18 protein-coding genes are annotated in these 19420 nt (G+C 46.3%); 9 read left to right on the top strand and 9 right to left on the bottom strand.

The features are described from left to right. Positions 1-201 precede the first annotated feature (201 nt). From nusB to uvrA, 5 genes are all read right to left on the bottom strand, one after another. Positions 202-633: a transcription antitermination factor NusB gene (nusB, locus tag RWX26_RS04435; protein ID WP_314579592.1), complete on the bottom strand. Its 432-nt coding sequence runs from the start codon at positions 631-633 to the stop codon at positions 202-204. After that, entirely contained in the window at positions 626-1015 is a 390-nt protein-coding gene (locus RWX26_RS04430; protein ID WP_002896484.1) for an Asp23/Gls24 family envelope stress response protein, read from the bottom strand. The genes nusB and RWX26_RS04430 overlap by 8 nt, the downstream gene beginning before the upstream one ends. Before the next feature lie 19 nt (positions 1016-1034). After that, positions 1035-1595 (bottom strand): elongation factor P, encoded by a 561-nt coding sequence (gene efp / locus RWX26_RS04425; protein ID WP_002896485.1) that lies wholly within the window; start codon positions 1593-1595, stop codon positions 1035-1037. 61 nt (positions 1596-1656) lie between these two features. Further along, positions 1657-2718 (bottom strand): Xaa-Pro peptidase family protein, encoded by a 1062-nt coding sequence (locus RWX26_RS04420; protein WP_314579589.1) that lies wholly within the window; start codon positions 2716-2718, stop codon positions 1657-1659. Between the two features lie 151 nt (positions 2719-2869). Then, positions 2870-5701, bottom strand: a complete 2832-nt coding sequence (uvrA, locus tag RWX26_RS04415; protein WP_314579588.1) for an excinuclease ABC subunit UvrA — start codon at positions 5699-5701, stop codon at positions 2870-2872. 127 nt (positions 5702-5828) lie between these two features. Here uvrA and RWX26_RS04410 point away from each other — a divergent pair, with 127 nt between their 5' ends. Further along, the gene (locus tag RWX26_RS04410; protein WP_032912532.1) at positions 5829-6773 is read left to right on the top strand and encodes a magnesium transporter CorA family protein; all 945 of its coding nucleotides are present in this window, start codon (positions 5829-5831) and stop codon (positions 6771-6773) included. Between the two features lie 18 nt (positions 6774-6791). Continuing rightward, positions 6792-7463: a DUF1129 family protein gene (locus RWX26_RS04405; protein WP_314579586.1), complete on the top strand. Its 672-nt coding sequence runs from the start codon at positions 6792-6794 to the stop codon at positions 7461-7463. A 108-nt stretch (positions 7464-7571) separates the two neighbouring features. Here RWX26_RS04405 and rpsR read toward each other — a convergent pair whose 3' ends face one another. The 4 genes from rpsR to hutI form a co-directional block, all read right to left on the bottom strand. Continuing rightward, positions 7572-7811 (bottom strand): 30S ribosomal protein S18, encoded by a 240-nt coding sequence (gene rpsR, locus RWX26_RS04400; protein ID WP_000068664.1) that lies wholly within the window; start codon positions 7809-7811, stop codon positions 7572-7574. 36 nt (positions 7812-7847) lie between these two features. Beyond that, positions 7848-8342 (bottom strand): single-stranded DNA-binding protein, encoded by a 495-nt coding sequence (locus tag RWX26_RS04395; protein WP_002896496.1) that lies wholly within the window; start codon positions 8340-8342, stop codon positions 7848-7850. An 11-nt stretch (positions 8343-8353) separates the two neighbouring features. Then, the gene (rpsF, locus tag RWX26_RS04390; RefSeq protein WP_002896497.1) at positions 8354-8644 is read right to left on the bottom strand and encodes a 30S ribosomal protein S6; all 291 of its coding nucleotides are present in this window, start codon (positions 8642-8644) and stop codon (positions 8354-8356) included. 178 nt (positions 8645-8822) lie between these two features. Beyond that, positions 8823-10088, bottom strand: a complete 1266-nt coding sequence (hutI, locus tag RWX26_RS04385; RefSeq protein WP_314579572.1) for an imidazolonepropionase — start codon at positions 10086-10088, stop codon at positions 8823-8825. Positions 10089-10287: 199 nt separating this feature from the next. Here hutI and RWX26_RS04380 point away from each other — a divergent pair, with 199 nt between their 5' ends. From RWX26_RS04380 to hutH, 7 genes are all read left to right on the top strand, one after another. Further along, positions 10288-12318 (top strand): urocanate hydratase, encoded by a 2031-nt coding sequence (locus RWX26_RS04380; RefSeq protein WP_125438411.1) that lies wholly within the window; start codon positions 10288-10290, stop codon positions 12316-12318. Positions 12319-12436: 118 nt separating this feature from the next. After that, the gene (gene ftcD / locus RWX26_RS04375) at positions 12437-13336 is read left to right on the top strand and encodes a glutamate formimidoyltransferase (protein ID WP_002907222.1); all 900 of its coding nucleotides are present in this window, start codon (positions 12437-12439) and stop codon (positions 13334-13336) included. A gap of 14 nt (positions 13337-13350) precedes the next feature. Then, positions 13351-13977: a cyclodeaminase/cyclohydrolase family protein gene (locus tag RWX26_RS04370; RefSeq protein WP_314579568.1), complete on the top strand. Its 627-nt coding sequence runs from the start codon at positions 13351-13353 to the stop codon at positions 13975-13977. A 66-nt stretch (positions 13978-14043) separates the two neighbouring features. Continuing rightward, the gene (locus RWX26_RS04365; RefSeq protein ID WP_314579565.1) at positions 14044-15717 is read left to right on the top strand and encodes a formate--tetrahydrofolate ligase; all 1674 of its coding nucleotides are present in this window, start codon (positions 14044-14046) and stop codon (positions 15715-15717) included. Between the two features lie 12 nt (positions 15718-15729). After that, a complete protein-coding gene (locus RWX26_RS04360; protein ID WP_002896503.1) occupies positions 15730-16329 on the top strand; it encodes a HutD family protein in 600 nt (199 codons plus the stop codon). Between the two features lie 75 nt (positions 16330-16404). Beyond that, the gene (locus tag RWX26_RS04355) at positions 16405-17757 is read left to right on the top strand and encodes an APC family permease (RefSeq protein ID WP_002898305.1); all 1353 of its coding nucleotides are present in this window, start codon (positions 16405-16407) and stop codon (positions 17755-17757) included. Positions 17758-17762: 5 nt separating this feature from the next. Then, positions 17763-19304: a histidine ammonia-lyase gene (gene hutH / locus RWX26_RS04350; protein WP_032911396.1), complete on the top strand. Its 1542-nt coding sequence runs from the start codon at positions 17763-17765 to the stop codon at positions 19302-19304. The last annotated feature ends 116 nt before the right edge of the window (positions 19305-19420 follow it).

Genomic DNA, 19420 nt, shown 5'->3' with positions numbered 1-19420 from the left:
TCTTATAGAGAACATCTATGCAAACGTTTTCTGTATTTATTATACCGATTCTTTTTCAAGTTGTAAAGGCTTTCAAGAAGAGTTTTTCTCACTCGGATATTTCATGTTCTCTGAGCGGATTTTAATAATTCGATAAGCTATTTGCGATTCAAACAACAATAGGCAAACAAAAAGGCCAAGACACTTATCTCGACCTTCATTTTATTCAACGATAAATTGACTCAAAATCCCATTGATGAACTTACTGGACTTTTCGTCAGAGAATTGCTTGGAAAGCTCAATGGCTTCGTTGACTGCTACCAACTGTGGGGTGTCAAACTCTGTAATCTCAAAGATCCCCAGACGCAGGATATTTTTTTCGACCAGCGTCAGACGATCTACTGTCCAGCCCTTTTTGAGATGCTGAGCAATTTTCTTGTCCAAGTCGTCCTTGGACTGGACCACACCAGATACCAGATTGAGCAAGAAGGCTGGAATATCAGCTTCCTCCGCTTTGTCAGCCTCTTCGTCCTTATCATAAGAATAGGCAAAGCGGCAAGCTTCTACAAGATCCCCTTCATACTCTAGGCTCATCAGGGCCTGAAAAGCCCGCTGGCGCAGACCTCTTCTGGATTCCAACAGTATATCAGTCATTGAGGAAGTCCTCATCAAATAGATCTTTCAAGTCTGGCTTCGGTGCCTTTTCTGGAACAATGCCTGCCACATGGATATTGACAGCAGACAGCTCTACCTCAGCCATGTCAAAAACAGCACTTTTTACAGCCTTCTGGATTGCTACTGCAACAGTTGGAACGCTGACACCGTATTCCAAATACAGATAGATGTCTACAGTCACATCACCTGTCTCATCAGTATGGAGCGATACTCCGCGACCGAGTGAGCGCATAGAAAGACTGTCTGACATACTCTTATTTGCGAAGGAATAAACACCTTCTACCTTTGCCGTTGCAATGGCAATAATTTTTTCCAAAACACGTGGCGCAATGACGATTTCACCTAATTGTTCAGCTGCCATAGTTATTACCTCTTCTATATTATGCGCGAGAAACGTAAGTTCCTTCTGCAGTGTTGATGATTAATTTTTGTCCAACTTCGATGAAGTCTGGTACGTTGACAACAAGACCAGTCTCAAGTGTCGCTGGCTTACCAGATCCGGTAACAGTAGCTCCCTTGATAGATGGCTGCGTATCTGTCACGACCAATTCAACTGTTGTTGGTACTGTCACACCAATCACTTCTGTTCCGTAGAATTGGATTTTCACATCAGAGTTTTCAAGGATGAATTTCAATTCTTCTTCTACATTGACTACTGGAATTTCATATTGATCATAAGTCTCAGTGTTCATGAAATAAGCAGTGTCATCCATTTGGTACAAGTATTGAGCTGGAACAGTTTCAATAATGGCTTGTTCAAATTTTTCTTCAGGACGGTAGCTGGTATCAAAGGTAGAGCCAGTACGAACATCGCGCAGCTTCATACGCATAATCGTATTTCCCTTACCTGGCTTGTGGTGGCTCGCTTCCAAAACGCGGATGAGTTTTCCATCAGCTGTCTCGAAGGTCATCCCAGCTTTCAGCTTACTTGCTTCAATCATTCTATATTACCTCTTTTTAAAATTATATTTCTACTTATTCTATCATAAAGCATGATAATTCTCAAATAACAATCAACTCTTTCGGCGCAAGAGTTAGGACTTCGCAGCCGGTTTCTGTGATGAGGAGATCGTCTTCGATGCGGACGCCGTATTTGCCGTCCAGATAAATACCCGGCTCATCAGTCAAGACCATGCCCGCCTCAATCGGCTCTTTTGACTTGCCAAAGTAAGGAATCTCATGGATGTCCAGGCCGATACCGTGGCCAATCCCATGGCTAAAGTAAGGACCGTAGCCAGCATCGTTAATAATCTGGCGCGGAATCCGGTCAAAATCAATCCGGCTAAGACCAGCCTTGGCTGCTTCTATCAGGGCTTGATTGCTGCGCAGGACAATATCATAAATCTCCCGCTCTTCATCCGTCACCTGTCCCACATGAATAGTCCGCGTCATATCACTGACATAGTGATTGTAGTAGCAACCAAAGTCCATGGTTAGGGTTTCACCCTTTTGAATGACCTTGTCACTAGCCACGCCATGTGGCATAGCAGAGCGGTAGCCCGAAGCAATGATGAAGTCAAAAGAGGCACCTGAAGCACCTAGCTGGCGCATACGGGCATCTAAAAAGTTCATAACAGCTAGCTCTGTCGTCTCACCAGGCTTGATAAAATCCAGTACATCTAGGAAGGCTTGATCAGAAATCTGACAGGCCTTACGAATGGTCGCGATTTCTTGCTCATCTTTAATCATGCGCAGATTTTCAATAAAGCCCGTCATGGGAACCAGCTGGTAGGTCGAGAAGACACTTTCCAGCATTTTGAAGTAGGCATAGGAAATCTCGTCATCAAAACCGATTTTTTGCAGCTTGTCGTCCGCAATAATCTTGACAATCTCCCCAATCGCGTCGCGCGTTTCGACAATATCAAAACCTTGGACTACTCCCTTGGCAATCAGCGTATAGCGCGCATCCGTCAGGAAAATCCTACGATTCTTGCTGATAAAAACTGTCGCTTCTGTCCCACTGAAGCCAGTCAGATAGTAAATATTTTTCAGATTGGTTACTAAAACAGCATCGCATTCTGTCTGAGCCAATGCTGCTTCAAACTTTTCCACTCTTGATAACATGAGCCACCTCCATGAAATAACTAAGCTTATTATATCAAAAAACAAGTCAAATAGGACATTTTTTAATAAGCCTTGCCTAAGACTTAAATCTGACGAGCATTCTCCGACACGAAAAATCCCTGTTTTTAATATCAAACAGGGATTTGATGAATTATTTCTCGTGCAGCTTGCCTTTCAAGTACTGGCCGGTATAGCTGGCTGGATTAGCAGCGACTTCTTCGGGTGTCCCCGTCGCAATAATCGTACCGCCACCGACACCGCCTTCTGGTCCTAAGTCAATGATATGGTCAGCTGTCTTGATAACATCCAGATTGTGCTCAATAACGAGTACCGTATTACCATCGTCCACAAAGCGTGATAACACATGAAGGAGCTTGGCTATGTCTTCAGAATGCAGACCCGTTGTCGGCTCATCCAAGATATAGAAGGACTTACCAGTAGAGCGCTTGTGAAGTTCGCTGGCCAGCTTCATCCGCTGGGCTTCACCACCTGATAAGGTTGTGGCTGGCTGCCCCAGAGTCACATAGCCTAGTCCCACATCCTTGATAGTCTGGAGTTTGCGGGCAATCTTGGGAATGTGCTGGAAGAATTCTACCGCATCATTGACCGTCATGTCCAGAACCTGAGCGATATTCTTTTCCTTATAGTGAACCTCTAGAGTCTCGCTATTATAGCGGGTGCCGTGACAGACCTCGCAGGCCACATAGACATCAGGCAGGAAGTGCATCTCAATCTTGATAATCCCATCACCCGAGCAGGCCTCACAGCGACCGCCCTTGACATTAAAGCTGAAACGGCCCTTCTTGTAGCCGCGAATCTTGGCTTCATTAGTCTTAGCAAACAGATCGCGAATATCGTCAAAGACTCCAGTATAAGTAGCCGGATTAGAGCGCGGTGTCCGGCCAATCGGACTTTGGTCAATATCAATCAGTCGATCCACATGCTCAATGCCGCTGATTTTCTTAAACTTACCTGGCTTGGCAGAATTGCGGTTGAGTTTCTGGGCGATGGCTTTTTTAAGGATAGAATTGACCAGCGTTGACTTACCAGATCCAGACACTCCCGTCACAGCGATAAATTTGCCCAAGGGGAATCTAGCCGTGATATTCTGCAAGTTATTTTCCTGAGCCCCTGTCACTTCAATAAAGCGGCCATTGCCTACACGACGTTCCAATGGTACTGGAATCTCGCGCTTACCTGACAAGTATTGGCCTGTGATAGATTTCTTACTCTTAGCTACTTGCGCAGGGGTGCCGGCTGCGACGATTTCACCACCGAAAACACCGGCTCCTGGTCCCACATCAATCAGCCAGTCAGCCTCCCGCATGGTATCCTCATCGTGCTCAACCACGATGAGGGTATTGCCCAGGTCACGCATCTTCTTGAGGCTGGCAATTAGGCGGTCATTATCACGCTGGTGCAAGCCAATAGAGGGCTCGTCCAGGATATAGAGGACGCCACTTAGGTTAGAACCAATCTGGGTCGCCAAGCGAATCCGCTGGCTTTCTCCTCCTGATAGAGTCCCAGCCGAGCGAGACAAAGTCAGGTAATTAAGGCCAACGTTATTAAGGAAGGTCAGGCGATCATGAATTTCTTTGAGAATAGGGCGTGCGATAGTAGCTTCATTGTCAGTCAAGCTAAGCTTGTCCAACTGAAGCAAATGATCTGCAATGGACAAGTCTGAAATCTCACCGATATGCAAGCCGTCTTCGCCGCCAACCTTGACAGACAAGGCTTGAGGGCTGAGTCGATAACCATGGCAAGCTGCACAAGTCAGCTCATTCATATAAGCCCGCATCTGCGTCCGAGTAAAATCACTATTGGTCTCATGGTAGCGGCGGTTGATATTGGTGACAACCCCCTCAAAGGGAATGTCAATATCGCGCACGCCACCAAATTCATTTTCATAGTGGAAATGGAACTCCCGTCCATCTGAGCCAAAGAAAATCAGCTGTTTTTCTTCCTCCGTCAGCTCCTCAAAAGGCTTGTCCATATCAATACCAAAGGCTGCCATGGCCTGCTCCAGCATCTGCGGATAGTAGTTGGAGGAGATGGGATTCCAAGGCGCTAGCGCTCCTTCGCGCAAGGTCTTGCCAGCTTCTGGCACAACCACATCTAGATCCACCTCCAGCTTAACCCCCAGACCATCACAGTCCGGACAGGAGCCAAAAGGCGCATTGAAAGAGAAGAGACGTGGCTCTAGCTCTGGCACTGTAAAGCCACAAACAGGGCAGGCATAGTGTTCAGAAAAGAGCAACTCTTGACCATCCATAGTGTCAATCACCACATAGCCCTCAGCAATCCGCAGAGCAGCTTCGACCGAGTCAAAGAGACGACTACGCACCCCTTCCTTGATGACAATTCTATCTACTACGACCTCAATATCATGCTGCTTGCTCTTAGAAAGCTCTGGCACTTCCGTCACATCGTAAATATCGCCATCCACGCGCACACGGACATAACCGTCTTTCTGAATCTTATCAAAAACGGTCTTATGCTGGCCCTTTTTCTTGCGGATGACCGGCGCTAATATCTGCAGCCGCTGACGCTCTGGCAATTCCAAGACCTTGTCGACAATCTGCTCAACAGACGAAGCTGTAATAGCTCCATGACCGTTGATACAGTATGGCGTTCCAACACGAGCATAGAGCAGGCGCAGGTAGTCATTGATTTCGGTTGCAGTTCCCACTGTTGAGCGCGGATTCTTACTGGTCGTCTTCTGGTCGATGGAAATAGCCGGGCTGAGACCATCAATCGAGTCCACATCCGGCTTTTCCATATTGCCCAAAAACTGCCGAGCATAGGCCGACAGACTCTCCACATAGCGGCGCTGCCCCTCAGCATAGAGGGTGTCAAAAGCCAGACTGGACTTGCCCGAACCGGACAGACCGGTCACCACGACCAACTTGTCCCGCGGAATTTCTACATCAATATTTTTTAAATTATGAGCTCGCGCTCCATGAATCACAATTTTATCTTGCATCTTGACCTCGTTTCACTTATAAACCTTCTCCATTATAACAAATTTTTCTGCAAACTTTTGCCCCAAAAACCCGAATTTGTAGTATAATAGTACGGTATGCAAAAAAACTCTGGAAAGGAAAATGATTATGAAGCAAGTCTTTTTATCTACTACGACAGAATTCAAAGAGATTGATTCGCTCGAATCGGGCACCTGGATCAATCTTGTCAACCCTTCCCAGAGTGAATCAATTGAAATCGCCAACGCCTTTGGTATTGACATCGCCGACCTGCGAGCACCGCTCGATGCAGAAGAAATGTCCCGACTTACGATCGAGGATGAGTATACACTGATCATCGTTGACGTGCCCATCACTGAGGAGCGGAATAACCAGACTTACTATGTCACGATCCCCCTTGGTATTATCATCACGGAAGAGGCTATTATTACCACTTGTTTGGAAAAATTACCTCTGCTGGACATCTTCATTCACAGGCGCCTGCGCAACTTCTATACTTTTATGAAGTCACGTTTCATCTTTCAGATTCTCTACCACAATGCCGAGCTGTATCTGACAGCCCTGCGCTCCATTGACCGCAAGAGTGAGCAGATTGAAAGTCAACTGCACAAGTCCACGCGAAATGAAGAACTGATTGAGCTCATGGAGTTGGAAAAGACCATCGTCTATTTCAAGGCCTCCCTTAAGACAAATGAGCGCGTGATTAAGAAGCTGACCAGCTCTACTAGTAATATCAAGAAATATCTGGAAGACGAGGACTTGCTGGAAGATACCTTGATTGAGACCCAGCAGGCCATTGAGATGGCTGATATCTACGGCAACATCCTCCACAGTATGACAGAGACCTTTGCTTCTATTATTTCTAATAACCAGAACAATATCATGAAAGCCTTAGCTCTGGTGACCATCGTCATGTCTATCCCGACCATGATTTTCTCGGCCTATGGGATGAACTTCAAAAATAACGAACTGCCTCTCAACGGTGAACCACATGCCTTCTGGATTATCATGTTCATCGCCTTTGCCATGAGCGCTTCGGTCATGGCCTATCTCATGCACAAAAAACTATTTTAACCTTTAGAAAGAATGCCTATGTCACAAGTATCCCTCGACAAACTCAGCAAAAAAAACAAAGAATTTATCCATATCGCGACTAATCAACTCCTACAAGACGGCAAATCCGATCAGGAAATCCAGACTATCTTAGAAAGCATTCTGCCGGAAATCCTGGAAAATCAAACCAAGGGAATCACTGCCCGCGGCCTCTACGGAGCCCCAACTACTTGGGCCGCTTCTCTGACTGCAAAAGAACGCTATGATGCCGAACATCCAAAAGAAAATGACGATCCTAAATGGATGATGCTGGACTCCGTCCTCTTTATCTTTGGTTTCTTTACCCTCCTGACCTCAATCGTCAATCTAGCTTCCTCTCAGCCATCTGTCTATGGACTGACGACTCTCGTACTCGGAAGCATCGTCGGTGGCCTTTCTTTCTATGCCCTCTACCACTTTATCTACCGTTTCTACGGACCAGATAAGGACCGCAGCCAGCGCCCTAAACTGCTCAAGTCCATCCTGACCATGGCAGCGGCTATTCTCCTCTGGAGCATGTCCATCGTCCTGACCAGCCTCCTGCCTGAATTCCTCAATCCCCGCCTGTCCAATGTCGTAGTTGCTATTGTCGGCGCTATTACCCTAGCCCTGCGCTTCTATCTCAAAAAACGCTTCAACATCAAGAGCGCGACTATGGGACCGACGAGATAAGAAATCTTTAAATCAAATAATACTTAAAAAGACAGTCCGATTGAACTGTCTTTTTAAGTATTCTATTCTTCTATTATCTAAAAAACCCTGCCTCGGCAGGGAATCTAATTAGTCTTCATTTACGAAAGGCATCAAAGCCATTACGCGAGCGCGTTTGATAGCTGTTGTTACTTTACGTTGGTTTTTAGCTGAAGTTCCTGTTACACGACGAGGAAGGATTTTCCCACGTTCTGAAACGAAACGGCTAAGAAGCTCAGTATCTTTGTAATCAACATATTCAATTTTGTTTGCTGCGATGTAATCAACTTTTTTACGGCGTTTGAATCCGCCACGACGTTGTTGAGCCATGTGTTTTCTCCTTTATATTATAGTTAGATTCGATCCTTAGAAAGGTAGATCGTCGTCTGAGATATCCATCGGGTTAGAATTGCCAAATGGGCTCTCATCACGAGAAAAGTTCGGTACTTGGTTAGACGAGTCTGCACTGCCATAACTTGGAGCAGAGCTGCCGCCGAAGCTGTTCCCACCGTATCCGCCAGATGACTGACCTTCACGATTAGAGCGGCTTTCCAAGAGTTGGAAATTGTCCGCAACAACTTCTGTGACATAGACACGCTGGCCTTGCTGATTCTCGTAGTTACGCGTTTGAATACGGCCTGTAATTCCGATCAGGGCTCCTTTTTTAGCCCAGTTTGCAAGATTCTCTGCCTGCTGACGCCAGATGACAACATTGATAAAGTCTGCTTCTCGCTCGCCACTTTGATTTTTAAAGTTACGATTGACAGCCAGAGTAAATGTTGCGACCGCTTGGTTCTGCGGAGTATAGCGAAGCTCGGCATCACGGGTCATGCGACCCACCAGTACAACGTTATTAATCATAGTCTACCTTCTTAAGCGTCAAGTTTGACGATCATGTGACGAAGAATGTCAGCGTTGATTTTTGAAAGACGGTCAAACTCTTTAAGAGCTGCATCGTCGTTTGCTTCAACGTTAACGATGTGGTAAAGTCCTTCACGGAAATCTTGGATTTCGTATGCAAGACGACGTTTTTCCCAATCTTTTGATTCAACAACAGTTGCACCGTTGTCAGTCAAGATAGAGTCAAAGCGTGCTACCAAAGCGTTTTTTGCTTCTTCTTCAATGTTTGGACGAATAATATAAAGAATTTCGTATTTAGCCATTGATTTTTCCTCCTTTTGGTCTAATGACCCCAAGACTTTGCAAGGGGTAAGTGAGGTTTGCTCACAAATAACTATTATAGCAGACTTCCAGCAGAATGGCAAGGGAAAGTTTTGATACAAAGAAAACTCTCCCTGTCACCAGAGAGAGTCCGAAAAATACGATTCGTTTTTAGAGAGGCTAGACAATTCTACCTTGATCGACGACCAGTTTTCCAGCCTTGTAAACCTGATGGGTCAGGTTGGTCGCAAAGAAATAAAGTGGATAGTCAATATTCTTAGCGTCTAGGATGGTAATATCAGCCTGCTTGCCAGTGTCAAAGCTGCCAATCTTATCTTGGCGGTTAACTGAGTAGGCCGCATTGATGGTTACAGCGTTAAGGACTTCCACTGGCGTCAGACGCATCATAAAGCAGCCTAGCTGCATAACGAACTGCAGGTTAGCTGTTGGACAAGAGCCTGGATTGCTGTCCGTGGTCAGGGTAATGGCCATACCAGCTTCCAGCATCTTGCGAGCTGGTGCATAGGTATCTTCCATCAGACTGAAGGTAGTTGCCGGCAGGAGATTGCCGATAACCTTGGCTTCTGCCATCTTGCGAATGCCCTCATCGGTCGCTACCATCAAGTGCTCTGCACTAGTTGCTCCTAGCTCAGCTGCGACATCTACTCCACCGATAGACTCGATTTCATCAGCATGGATACGAAGCTTGAAGCCCATTTCCTTAGCCTTAGAAAGCAAGTAGCGTGACTCGTCAGCTGTAAAGACGCCTTTTTCACAGAAAATATCACAAAACTCAGCTAGATTTTCTGCTTTTACCCGAGGTAGCATTTCCTCAACGATAAGCTCCAGATATTCCTGAGAACGTCCTTTGTATTCTGGTGGAACGGCGTGGGCAGCCATAAAGGTCGAAACCAAATCAATATCGTGGTCACGGTCCAAAGCCCCAACGACATCCAGCTGGCGCTTCTCTGTTTCCCAGTCCAAACCATAGCCACTCTTGGCCTCAACAGTCGTCACCCCATGTAGCAGCATATAGTCCAGCAGTCTCTTAGACTTATCATAGAGAGTATCAAAAGAAGCTTCTCGCGTCGCCCGGACCGTACTGAGAATACCGCCGCCTTGGGCAAGAATTTCCAGATAAGGGACACCGGCTAATTTCTTAGCAAATTCATGCTCCCGGCTGCCACCGTAGACCAAGTGAGTATGGCAGTCGATCAAGCCAGGCGTAGCAATCTTGCCCTCATAAGACTGAACCTTAGTATCAGGTCCAACCAGACTGGCATCCGGCTCTCCGCTGCCAACTGCTAGGATTTTGCCGTCTTTGACTGCAATGTAGCCGTCCTCCAAGACCTGAGCTTCCTTCATCTCCTCACCAAAAAGTGGATGACCGAGATCCTTGGGACAGAAGACTTGATTAAAGTGAGTTAATAGTAAATCAGCAGTCATGCTTGTTCCTCCATTTCATTTTCCGACATATTTGCTTTTCATCATAATACACTATCGTCAAATTATAGTCAAAAGCTTGTAAAAGATAGGAGCCCCACTTTTTTTACTGTTTTTGTCATTTTCTTGACTCTTTATGGACGGGAGTCTTATAAAATGTAGGAGAAAGATATTTTACACTTGACTAAAAGGAGGATTTTTCATGTCATACTTTAGCGAAAATGAAATTGCAGCAGCAATGACCGTCAAATTAGACGATGTACTGCCTGAAAAAACAGTTTTCCAAGAAGGCATCCGTCGAGCACCTGACCGTGGCTTCCGTTTGACTCAAGCTCAAACCGAAATTGCTCTAAAAAATGCCCTTCGCTATATTCCGAAGAGATTCCATGAGGAAGTGATTCCAGAATTCTTGGAAGAACTGAAAACTCGCGGACGGATTTATGGCTACCGCTGGCGTCCAAAAGAACGCATCTACGGCAAACCAATTGACGAGTACAAAGGGAACTGTACTGCAGCCAAAGCTATGCAGGTCATGATTGACAACAACCTGAGCTTTGAAATCGCCCTTTATCCTTATGAATTGGTTACTTATGGGGAAACTGGATCTGTCTGCGCTAACTGGATGCAGTACAATCTGATCAAGAAATATTTGGAAATCATGACCGACCATCAAACCTTGGTCGTGGAATCTGGCCACCCGCTCGGACTTTTCAAGTCCAAACCAGAAGCACCTCGCGTTATCATCACCAATGGCCTCTTGGTTGGTGAATATGACAATATGAAGGACTGGGAAATTGCAGAAGAAATGGGCGTGACCAACTATGGTCAAATGACAGCCGGCGGCTGGATGTACATCGGCCCTCAAGGCATCGTCCATGGCACTTTCAACACCCTCCTCAATGCTGGACGTTTGAAGCTGGGTGTGGCTGACGACGGTGACCTAACTGGTAAACTCTTCATTTCTTCTGGTCTGGGCGGCATGAGTGGAGCTCAAGGGAAAGCAGCTGAAATTGCTAAAGCTGTGGCAATCGTAGCTGAAGTAGACCAATCTCGGATTGAAACTCGTCACTCCCAAGGCTGGATTAGCCAATTGGCTGAAAGTCCGAAGGAAGCTATCGACTTGGCTCAAAAAGCTCTGGAAGCTGGCGAATCAACTTCTATTGCCTATCATGGTAACATCGTAGATCTCTTAGAATATGTCAACGAGAACAATATCCATGTAGACCTACTGTCTGACCAAACTTCTTGCCACAATGTCTATGACGGCGGCTACTGTCCAGCTGGTATCAGCTTTGAAGAGCGGACTCGCCTCCTGGCTGAAGACAAGGAAACCTTTGCTAATTTGGTTGACCAAACATTGGAACGTCACTTCAAGGCTATCAAGACCTTGACTAGCAACGGCACCTACTTCTTTGACTACGGTAATGCCTTTATGAAGGCAGTCTATGACTCTGGCATCAAGGAAATTTCTAAGAATGGCTTTGATGACAAAGACGGCTTCATCTGGCCATCTTATGTAGAAGATATCATGGGCCCAATGCTCTTTGACTATGGTTATGGTCCTTTCCGTTGGGTATGTCTGAGCGGTAAGCACGAAGACCTAGTCGCTACTGACCATGCAGCTATGGAAGTGATCGACCCTAACCGCCGCTACCAAGACCGCGACAACTACAACTGGATTCGCGATGCAGAAAAGAACCAGTTGGTTGTTGGAACTCAGGCTCGGATTCTCTACCAAGACTGTATGGGTCGTGTCAATATCGCCCTCAAGTTCAATGAATTAGTACGCGAAGGCAAGATTGGTCCTGTCATGATTGGTCGTGACCACCACGACGTATCTGGTACTGACTCTCCATTCCGTGAAACTTCTAATATTAAAGATGGATCTAACGTTACTTGCGACATGGCCGTGCAATGTTACGCTGGTAACGCAGCTCGTGGTATGAGTCTGGTAGCTCTCCACAACGGTGGCGGAACTGGTATCGGTAAAGCAATCAACGGTGGCTTTGGCTTGGTACTGGACGGTAGCGAACGCATTGATGAAATCATCAAATCTGCTATCGCTTGGGATACAATCGGAGGAGTCGCTCGTCGTAACTGGGCACGTAATGAGCATGCCATCGAAACTGCTATCGAGTACAACCGCCTCCACCAAGGAACAGACCACATTACCATTCCATACTTAACTGACGAAGATTTGGTCAAAGAATCTGTTAAGAAATTGTTCGAATAGGAAAACTTGTCCCCCAACTTCCGACCTGAGCTGGGTATCAACCTAGCTCAGGAGGAGATTCTGCTTTATTAAGTTCATATTATAAATTAAAATTATTGATATCACGAGGTAATATCTTATGGCAAAAATTGTTGAATGTATTCCTAACTTTTCTGAAGGCCGCAACCAAGCGGTCATTGACGGTCTAGTGGAAACAGCTAAGAGCGTGCCAGGCGTAACACTTTTGGACCACTCTTCTGATGCCAGCCACAATCGCAGCGTCTTTACCTTGGTCGGTGATGACCAAAACATTCAGGAAGTTGCCTTCCGTTTGGTTAAATACGCTTCTGAAAATATTGACTTGACCAAGCACCAGGGTGAACACCCTCGTATGGGCGCAACTGATGTCCTGCCTTTTGTACCGATCAAGGACATCACAAGTGAGGAATGCGTAGAAATTGCGAAGACCGTATCTGAGCGGATCAATCGTGAGCTCGGTATTCCTATCTTCCTCTATGAAGATGCAGCGACTCGTCCTGAGCGTAAGAACTTGGCTAAGGTTCGTAAAGGACAGTTTGAAGGCATGCCTGAAAAACTCTTGGAACCTGACTGGGCTCCAGACTATGGTGAAAGAAAGATTCACCCAACTGCTGGTGTCACTGCTGTCGGAGCTAGAATGCCGCTCATCGCCTACAATATCAACTTGGATACAGACAATCTGGAAATTGCCAACAACATTGCCAAAATCATCCGTGGTTCAAGCGGTGGCTACAAATACTGTAAAGCGATCGGTGTTATGCTGGAAGACCGCAACATTGCTCAGGTTTCTATCAACATGGTCAATCTGGAAAAATTCCCACTCTATCGCGTCTTTGAAACTGTTCGCTTTGAAGCCAAGCGTTACGGAGTTGGAATCCTCGGCTCAGAAGTCATCGGTTTGGCACCAGCCAAGGCTTTGATTGACGCAGCAGAATACTATCTGCAAATCGAAGACTTTGACTACGGCAAGCAAGTTCTGGAAAACCATTTGCTGGGCTAGGAGGACAGAAAACTATGAAATTAGTAGATTTAAGTTTGACAGACTTTGCCCAAGTCCTAGGCTCAGATGCTCCTGCACCAGGAGGCGGCTCTGCCGCTGCTCTTTCCGCAGCGAACGGTATTTCCCTGACTAAGATGGTCTGTGAATTGACCCTTGGCAAGAAAAAATACGCAGAATTTGAAGCAGAAATTGCTCAAGTGCACACAGAAAGTGCTCGCCTCCAAGAAAGTCTGCTCGCAGCTATTGACAAGGACACTGAAGCCTTCAATCTAGTCTCCGCCGTCTTTGATATGCCTAAGGAAACAGACGAAGACAAGGCTGCCCGTCGAGAAGCGATGCAACAAGCCCTCAAGGAAGCGACCAAGTCCCCTTATAGCATGATGGAAGACATCTTGGCTTCCCTGCAAACAACTCAAAAGGCTGTCGGCAAGTCCAATACCAATGCTGCCAGCGACTTGGGAGTAGCAGCTCTCAATCTTAAGGCTGGTCTGCAAGGAGCTTGGCTCAATGTCCTCATCAACCTGTCAGGTGTCAAGGATGAAGCATTTGTCGCTGATTACCGCAAAAAGGGTGAAGAGCTACTGCAAAAAGGCTGCGCTCTAGCCGATGAAATTTATCAAGAAATTTTGAAAGTTGTCTAATAGATAAACGGAAGAGAAGTCCGCTCTTTCCTGTGAATGGACTTCCTCTTCTCAAGAGGTAACAATATGGTTTTATCAGATATTGAAATTGCGAATTCGGTTCAAATGAAGCCTATCAAAGAGGTGGCAGAAAAGCTAGGAATTGCTGAAGATGCCTTGTCTCTTTATGGAAATTACAAGGCAAAAATCAGTGCTGGCCAACTGGAAGCCTTAAAAGACAAGCCAGACGGCAAACTGATTCTCGTGACCGCTATTTCTCCGACACCAGCTGGAGAAGGCAAGACCACGACTTCTGTCGGATTGGTCGATGCTCTGGCTGCTATCGGTAAAAAAGCCGTTATCGCTCTGCGGGAGCCTTCACTCGGACCTGTCTTTGGTATCAAAGGCGGAGCTGCTGGCGGTGGTCACGCTCAAGTTGTGCCCATGGAGGACATCAACCTCCACTTCACTGGTGACTTTCATGCCATCGGTGTTGCCAACAACCTGCTGGCGGCCCTCATTGATAACCACATTCACCATGGCAATGCCTTAGGCATCGACTCTCGCCGCATCACTTGGAAGCGGGCAGTGGATATGAATGACCGGCAACTGCGCCACATTGTAGATGGCTTGCAGGGCAAGGTCAACGGTGTTCCACGTGAAGATGGTTTTGACATTACAGTTGCTTCTGAGGTTATGGCTATTCTCTGTCTGTCAGAAAATATCACTGACCTCAAGAACCGTTTGGAAAAAATCATCATCGGCTACAGCTTTGAAGGTAAGCCAATAACTGCTAAGGATTTGAAAGCTGGTGGCGCTATGGCTGCTGTGCTCAAAGACGCTATCCATCCAAACTTGGTTCAAACTCTGGAACACACGCCAGCCTTGATTCACGGTGGACCTTTTGCCAACATTGCCCATGGCTGTAACAGTGTCCTAGCTACCAAGCTGGCTCTCAAATATGCCGACTATGCAGTTACAGAAGCTGGTTTCGGTGCTGACCTCGGTGCTGAAAAATTCATTGATATCAAGTGTCGTACATCTGGACTTCGTCCAGCAGCTGTAGTTCTAGTTGCTACCATCCGCGCTCTCAAGATGCACGGTGGTGTGGCTAAGAGCGATCTAGCTGAAGAAAATGTCCAAGCCGTTGTAGATGGACTGCCAAACTTGGAAAAACATCTGGAAAACATTCAAGATGTTTATGGCCTGCCAGCAGTCGTTGCCATCAATAAATTCCCGCTGGATACCGAAGCAGAATTGCAAGCAGTTTATGACGCCTGCCAAAAACGCGGAGTTGACGTCGTGATTTCTGATGTCTGGGCAAATGGCGGAGCTGGTGGTAAAGAGTTGGCTGAAAAAGTCGTGGAACTGGCCGAAGGAGACAATCACTTCCAATTTGTATATAATGAAGAGGACTCCATTGAGACCAAGCTGAACAAAATTGTTACTAAGGTTTATGGAGGCAAGGGTGTTCGCCTGACTCCTGCTGCTAAACGCGAGCTCAAACAACTGGAAGAACTGGGCTTCTCCAACTATCCTATCTGTATGGCCAAGACTCAGTACTCCTTCTCAGACGATGCTAAAAAACTGGGCGCACCTAAAGACTTTGTTGTGACAATCAGCCAGCTCAAAGTTTCTGCTGGTGCAGGTTTTATCGTTGCTCTGACGGGTGCAATCATGACCATGCCAGGGCTGCCTAAAGTACCAGCCAGCGAAAAGATTGATGTTGACAAAGATGGCAATATCAGCGGTTTGTTCTAATAAATACCAAAAATGACAAATGTAACCCTTTTAAGAGTAAATGATTTTCAAGTTTCCGATTGGTCGGGGGGAAAGACAAAACAGCTTTATCTTTCCCCGCCAACTGGCCACTATAGCAAGCGTGACTTTGACTATCGACTCTCAACAGCGACTGTGGAGTTGGCTGAAAGTCAGTTTTCTGACCTCAGCGGCTTTCACCGTATTCTCATGAGCCTGGACCACACACTTCATCTCCACAATGCCAGCCGGCAGGAGGAAACGGTTCTAGCTCCCTTTACTCCCTATGTCTTTGAAGGGAGTGATTCTATCACAAGTCGGGGGACTTGTACCGACTTTAACTTAATCTACAGCGACCATTATCAGGGACAGATGATTGCCATCTCGAATGGGCAAGAGCTTAGCCGAGATGACGAAATTCAATTTATCTATGCCTTAGAGGATCTGACGGTGACGGTAACAAACCTGCCAGTGCTTAACCTAGAGGCAGAGCAGCTTCTGATAGTGGAAAAAGAGACTCAGGAAACTGAGCTGCATATAATGTTTTCGAGTAACCAGCCAAAGGGTGCTCCCCTTGCTATATGGGCTGGTTTGACCCACATCCCTACTAAGTAAAGATACCATGATGTCTTGTCACCATTCTATCTTTACTTGGAAAGGATCCCATATCTCTAAAGGAGAAACATTATTATGGATGCAACTAAACTCACTGCACAAGAACAAGAACAGGAAAAAGCGAAATTCAGCTTTTCCGGTGCAACCCTCTACGGTATCAATGCCGTTATCGGATCAGGGATTTTCCTCCTACCGCAAAAGATTTATAAAGGACTTGGTCCTGCCTCTCTAGCTGTCATGCTTGGAACTGCCCTTCTCGTTATTCTCCTAGCCGTCTGCTTGGCAGAAACTGCTGGTTATTTTAATAAAAATGGCGGAGCCTTCCAATATTCTAAAGCAGCCTTTGGAGACTTTGTCGGATTTAATGTTGGCTTCCTAGGCTGGGCAGTTACCATCATCGCTTGGTCTGCTATGGCTGCAGGATTTGCGAGACTTTTTGTCATTACTTTTAAATCCTTTGCCCCCTATGAACTTCTGCTCAGTGTGAGCCTGATTATTTTGCTCAGTCTAATGAATATATCAGGTCTTAAGACTTCCAAAATGTTCACCTTGACCGCAACCGTAGCCAAGCTCATCCCAATTGTCGCTTTCAGTCTATGTGCGATTTTCTTCATCAAAGGAGGAATTGACAAAGGAAACTTCACTCCGTTTCTTCAGCTAGAACCTGGCGTAGATATCATGAAAGCTATCTCTAGTACAGCCATTTATATCTTCTACGGATTTATCGGATTTGAAACCATGTCTATCGTTGCTGGTGAAATGCGCAATCCGGAAAAGAATGTACCTCGGGCTATTTTGGGCTCTATCAGTATTGTCTCTGTTCTCTATATGCTGATTATCGCAGGAACTATCGCCATGTTAGGCAGCCGTATCCTGCAAACAGATGCCTCTGTACAAGACGCCTTTGTAGAGATGATTGGCCCTGTTGGAGCATGGATTGTTTCTATCGGAGCGCTGATTTCTATTGCTGGACTTAACATCGGGGAATCTATCATGGTTCCACGTTATGGTGCAGCTATCGCAAATGAAGGTCTGCTTCCTAAGAAAATTGCAGAAACCAACTCTAAAAATGCCCCTATAGTTGCCATTATTATTTCAGGAATCCTGGCCATCGTCCTGCTCTTCTCTGGTAAATTTGAAGAATTAGCAGCTCTCAGCGTGGTCTTCCGCTTCTTCCAATACATCCCAACTGCTCTAGCTGTACTAGTATTAAGAAAGAAATATCCAGACAAGAAAGTAGTTTTCCGCGTTCCATTTGGTCCAGTAATTCCAATTTTGGCGGTTCTAGTCAGCCTCGTCATGATTTGGGGTGAAAACCCAATGAACTATGTCTACGGCCTCATCGGTGTCCTTATCGCCAGTGCAGTATACTTTATCTATATAGTACTGATTTGTAAAAATAAAGTTCTTGAACAAGAAGGAGAATGAATCTTATGACACATGTAATCAATTTGGATGGCGAACACCTTACTTTAGAAGACGTCATCGCAGTAGCTCGTCATGGAGCCATTTGCGAAATCGACCAAGAAGCTAAGAAAGCTGTAGAAGCTTCCCGCAAAATCGTGGATGACATCGTCCGCGAAAAGCGGGTCGTATACGGTGTTACAACCGGATTCGGCTCTCTCTGCAATGTCAGCATCTCACCAGAAGATACGACTCAACTGCAAGAAAACCTAATTCGGACGCACTCCTCAGGCTACGGTGATCCCCTGCCTGAAGATGCAGTCCGTGCGATTATGCTAATCCGGATTAATTCCTTGGTCAAAGGTTATTCTGGTATTCGTCTCTCTACTGTCGAAAAGCTCCTGGAATTGCTCAATAAAGGCGTTGTCCCTTACATTCCAGAAAAAGGCTCTTTGGGAGCTTCTGGTGACTTGGCACCACTGGCTCACATGGTTCTGCCTATGCTAGGACTGGGCCGTGCTTACTATCAAGGCCAATTGCTCTCTGGACAAGAAGCTTTGGCCAAGGCTGGTATCGAGAAAATTGCTCTAGCAGCCAAGGAAGGGCTGGCGCTGATTAACGGAACGACTGTCCTGACAGGTATCGGAGCTCTGGCTACCTACGATGCCATCCAGCTGCTTAAACTGTCAGATGTCGCTGGCGCTCTTTCCATGGAAGTCCACAATGGTATTACCAGTCCTTTCGAAGAAGACTTGCATACCATTCGACCTCAAAGCGGACAGCTGGCTACAGCCCGCAATATCCGCAACCTTCTAGAAGGCAGTGGCAACACAACCGTAGCCACTCAACAGCGGGTCCAAGACCCATATACCCTGCGTTGTATTCCGCAGATTCATGGTGCCAGCAAGGACTCTATCGCTTATGTCAAGACCAAGGTTGAGATTGAAATCAACTCTGTTACAGACAACCCTATCATCACCAAGGAAGGCCATGTTATCTCAGGCGGTAACTTCCACGGTGAACCAATGGCTCAGCCATTCGATTTTCTCGGCATCGCTATTTCTGAAATCGGTAATGTATCCGAGCGTCGTGTAGAACGTCTGGTCAACAGCCAACTGAGCAAGCTCCCATCCTTCTTGGTCAAACACCCTGGCCTCAACTCTGGCTTTATGATTACCCAGTATGCTTGTGCTTCGCTCGCTTCTGAAAACAAGGTTCTATCTCATCCAGCCAGCGTAGACTCTATCCCATCTTGTGAAAACCAAGAAGACTTTGTCAGCATGGGAACAACCGCAGCACGCAAGGCAGCTGAAATTCTCAAGAATTCTCGCCGCATCGTGGCAACAGAAATCATGGCAGCCTGCCAAGCTCTGGATCTGAAACCAGAAAACCATGAACTTGGTAAAGGAACCAAGCCGGCCTACGACCTCTTCCGTCAGCATGTCCGCTTTATCGAGTTTGACAAGGATATCGAAATCTATGAGGAACTCAACAAGGCTTCTGAGCTGATTGAAAACGAAAAATTCCTAGCAGCCGTTGAAAAGGCTGTGGACTTGAGCATTCAGTTCTAAAGCTGGTGGCTCTGTAAAAAACTAACATAAGAAGCCCGCTCTCATGCAGCTGGGCTTCTTTTCCCGCCAAAAGTCATTGACAGGCTTGGTGGAAACTCTTATAATAAAGTCGCAAG

Origin of the sequence: uncultured Streptococcus sp. (assembly GCF_963536705.1) — a bacterium.
In the GTDB taxonomy this organism is placed as follows: Bacteria; Bacillota; Bacilli; order Lactobacillales; family Streptococcaceae; genus Streptococcus.
Note: the sequence above shows the minus strand (reverse complement) of the source record. Positions and strands in the feature narration are given on the sequence as shown.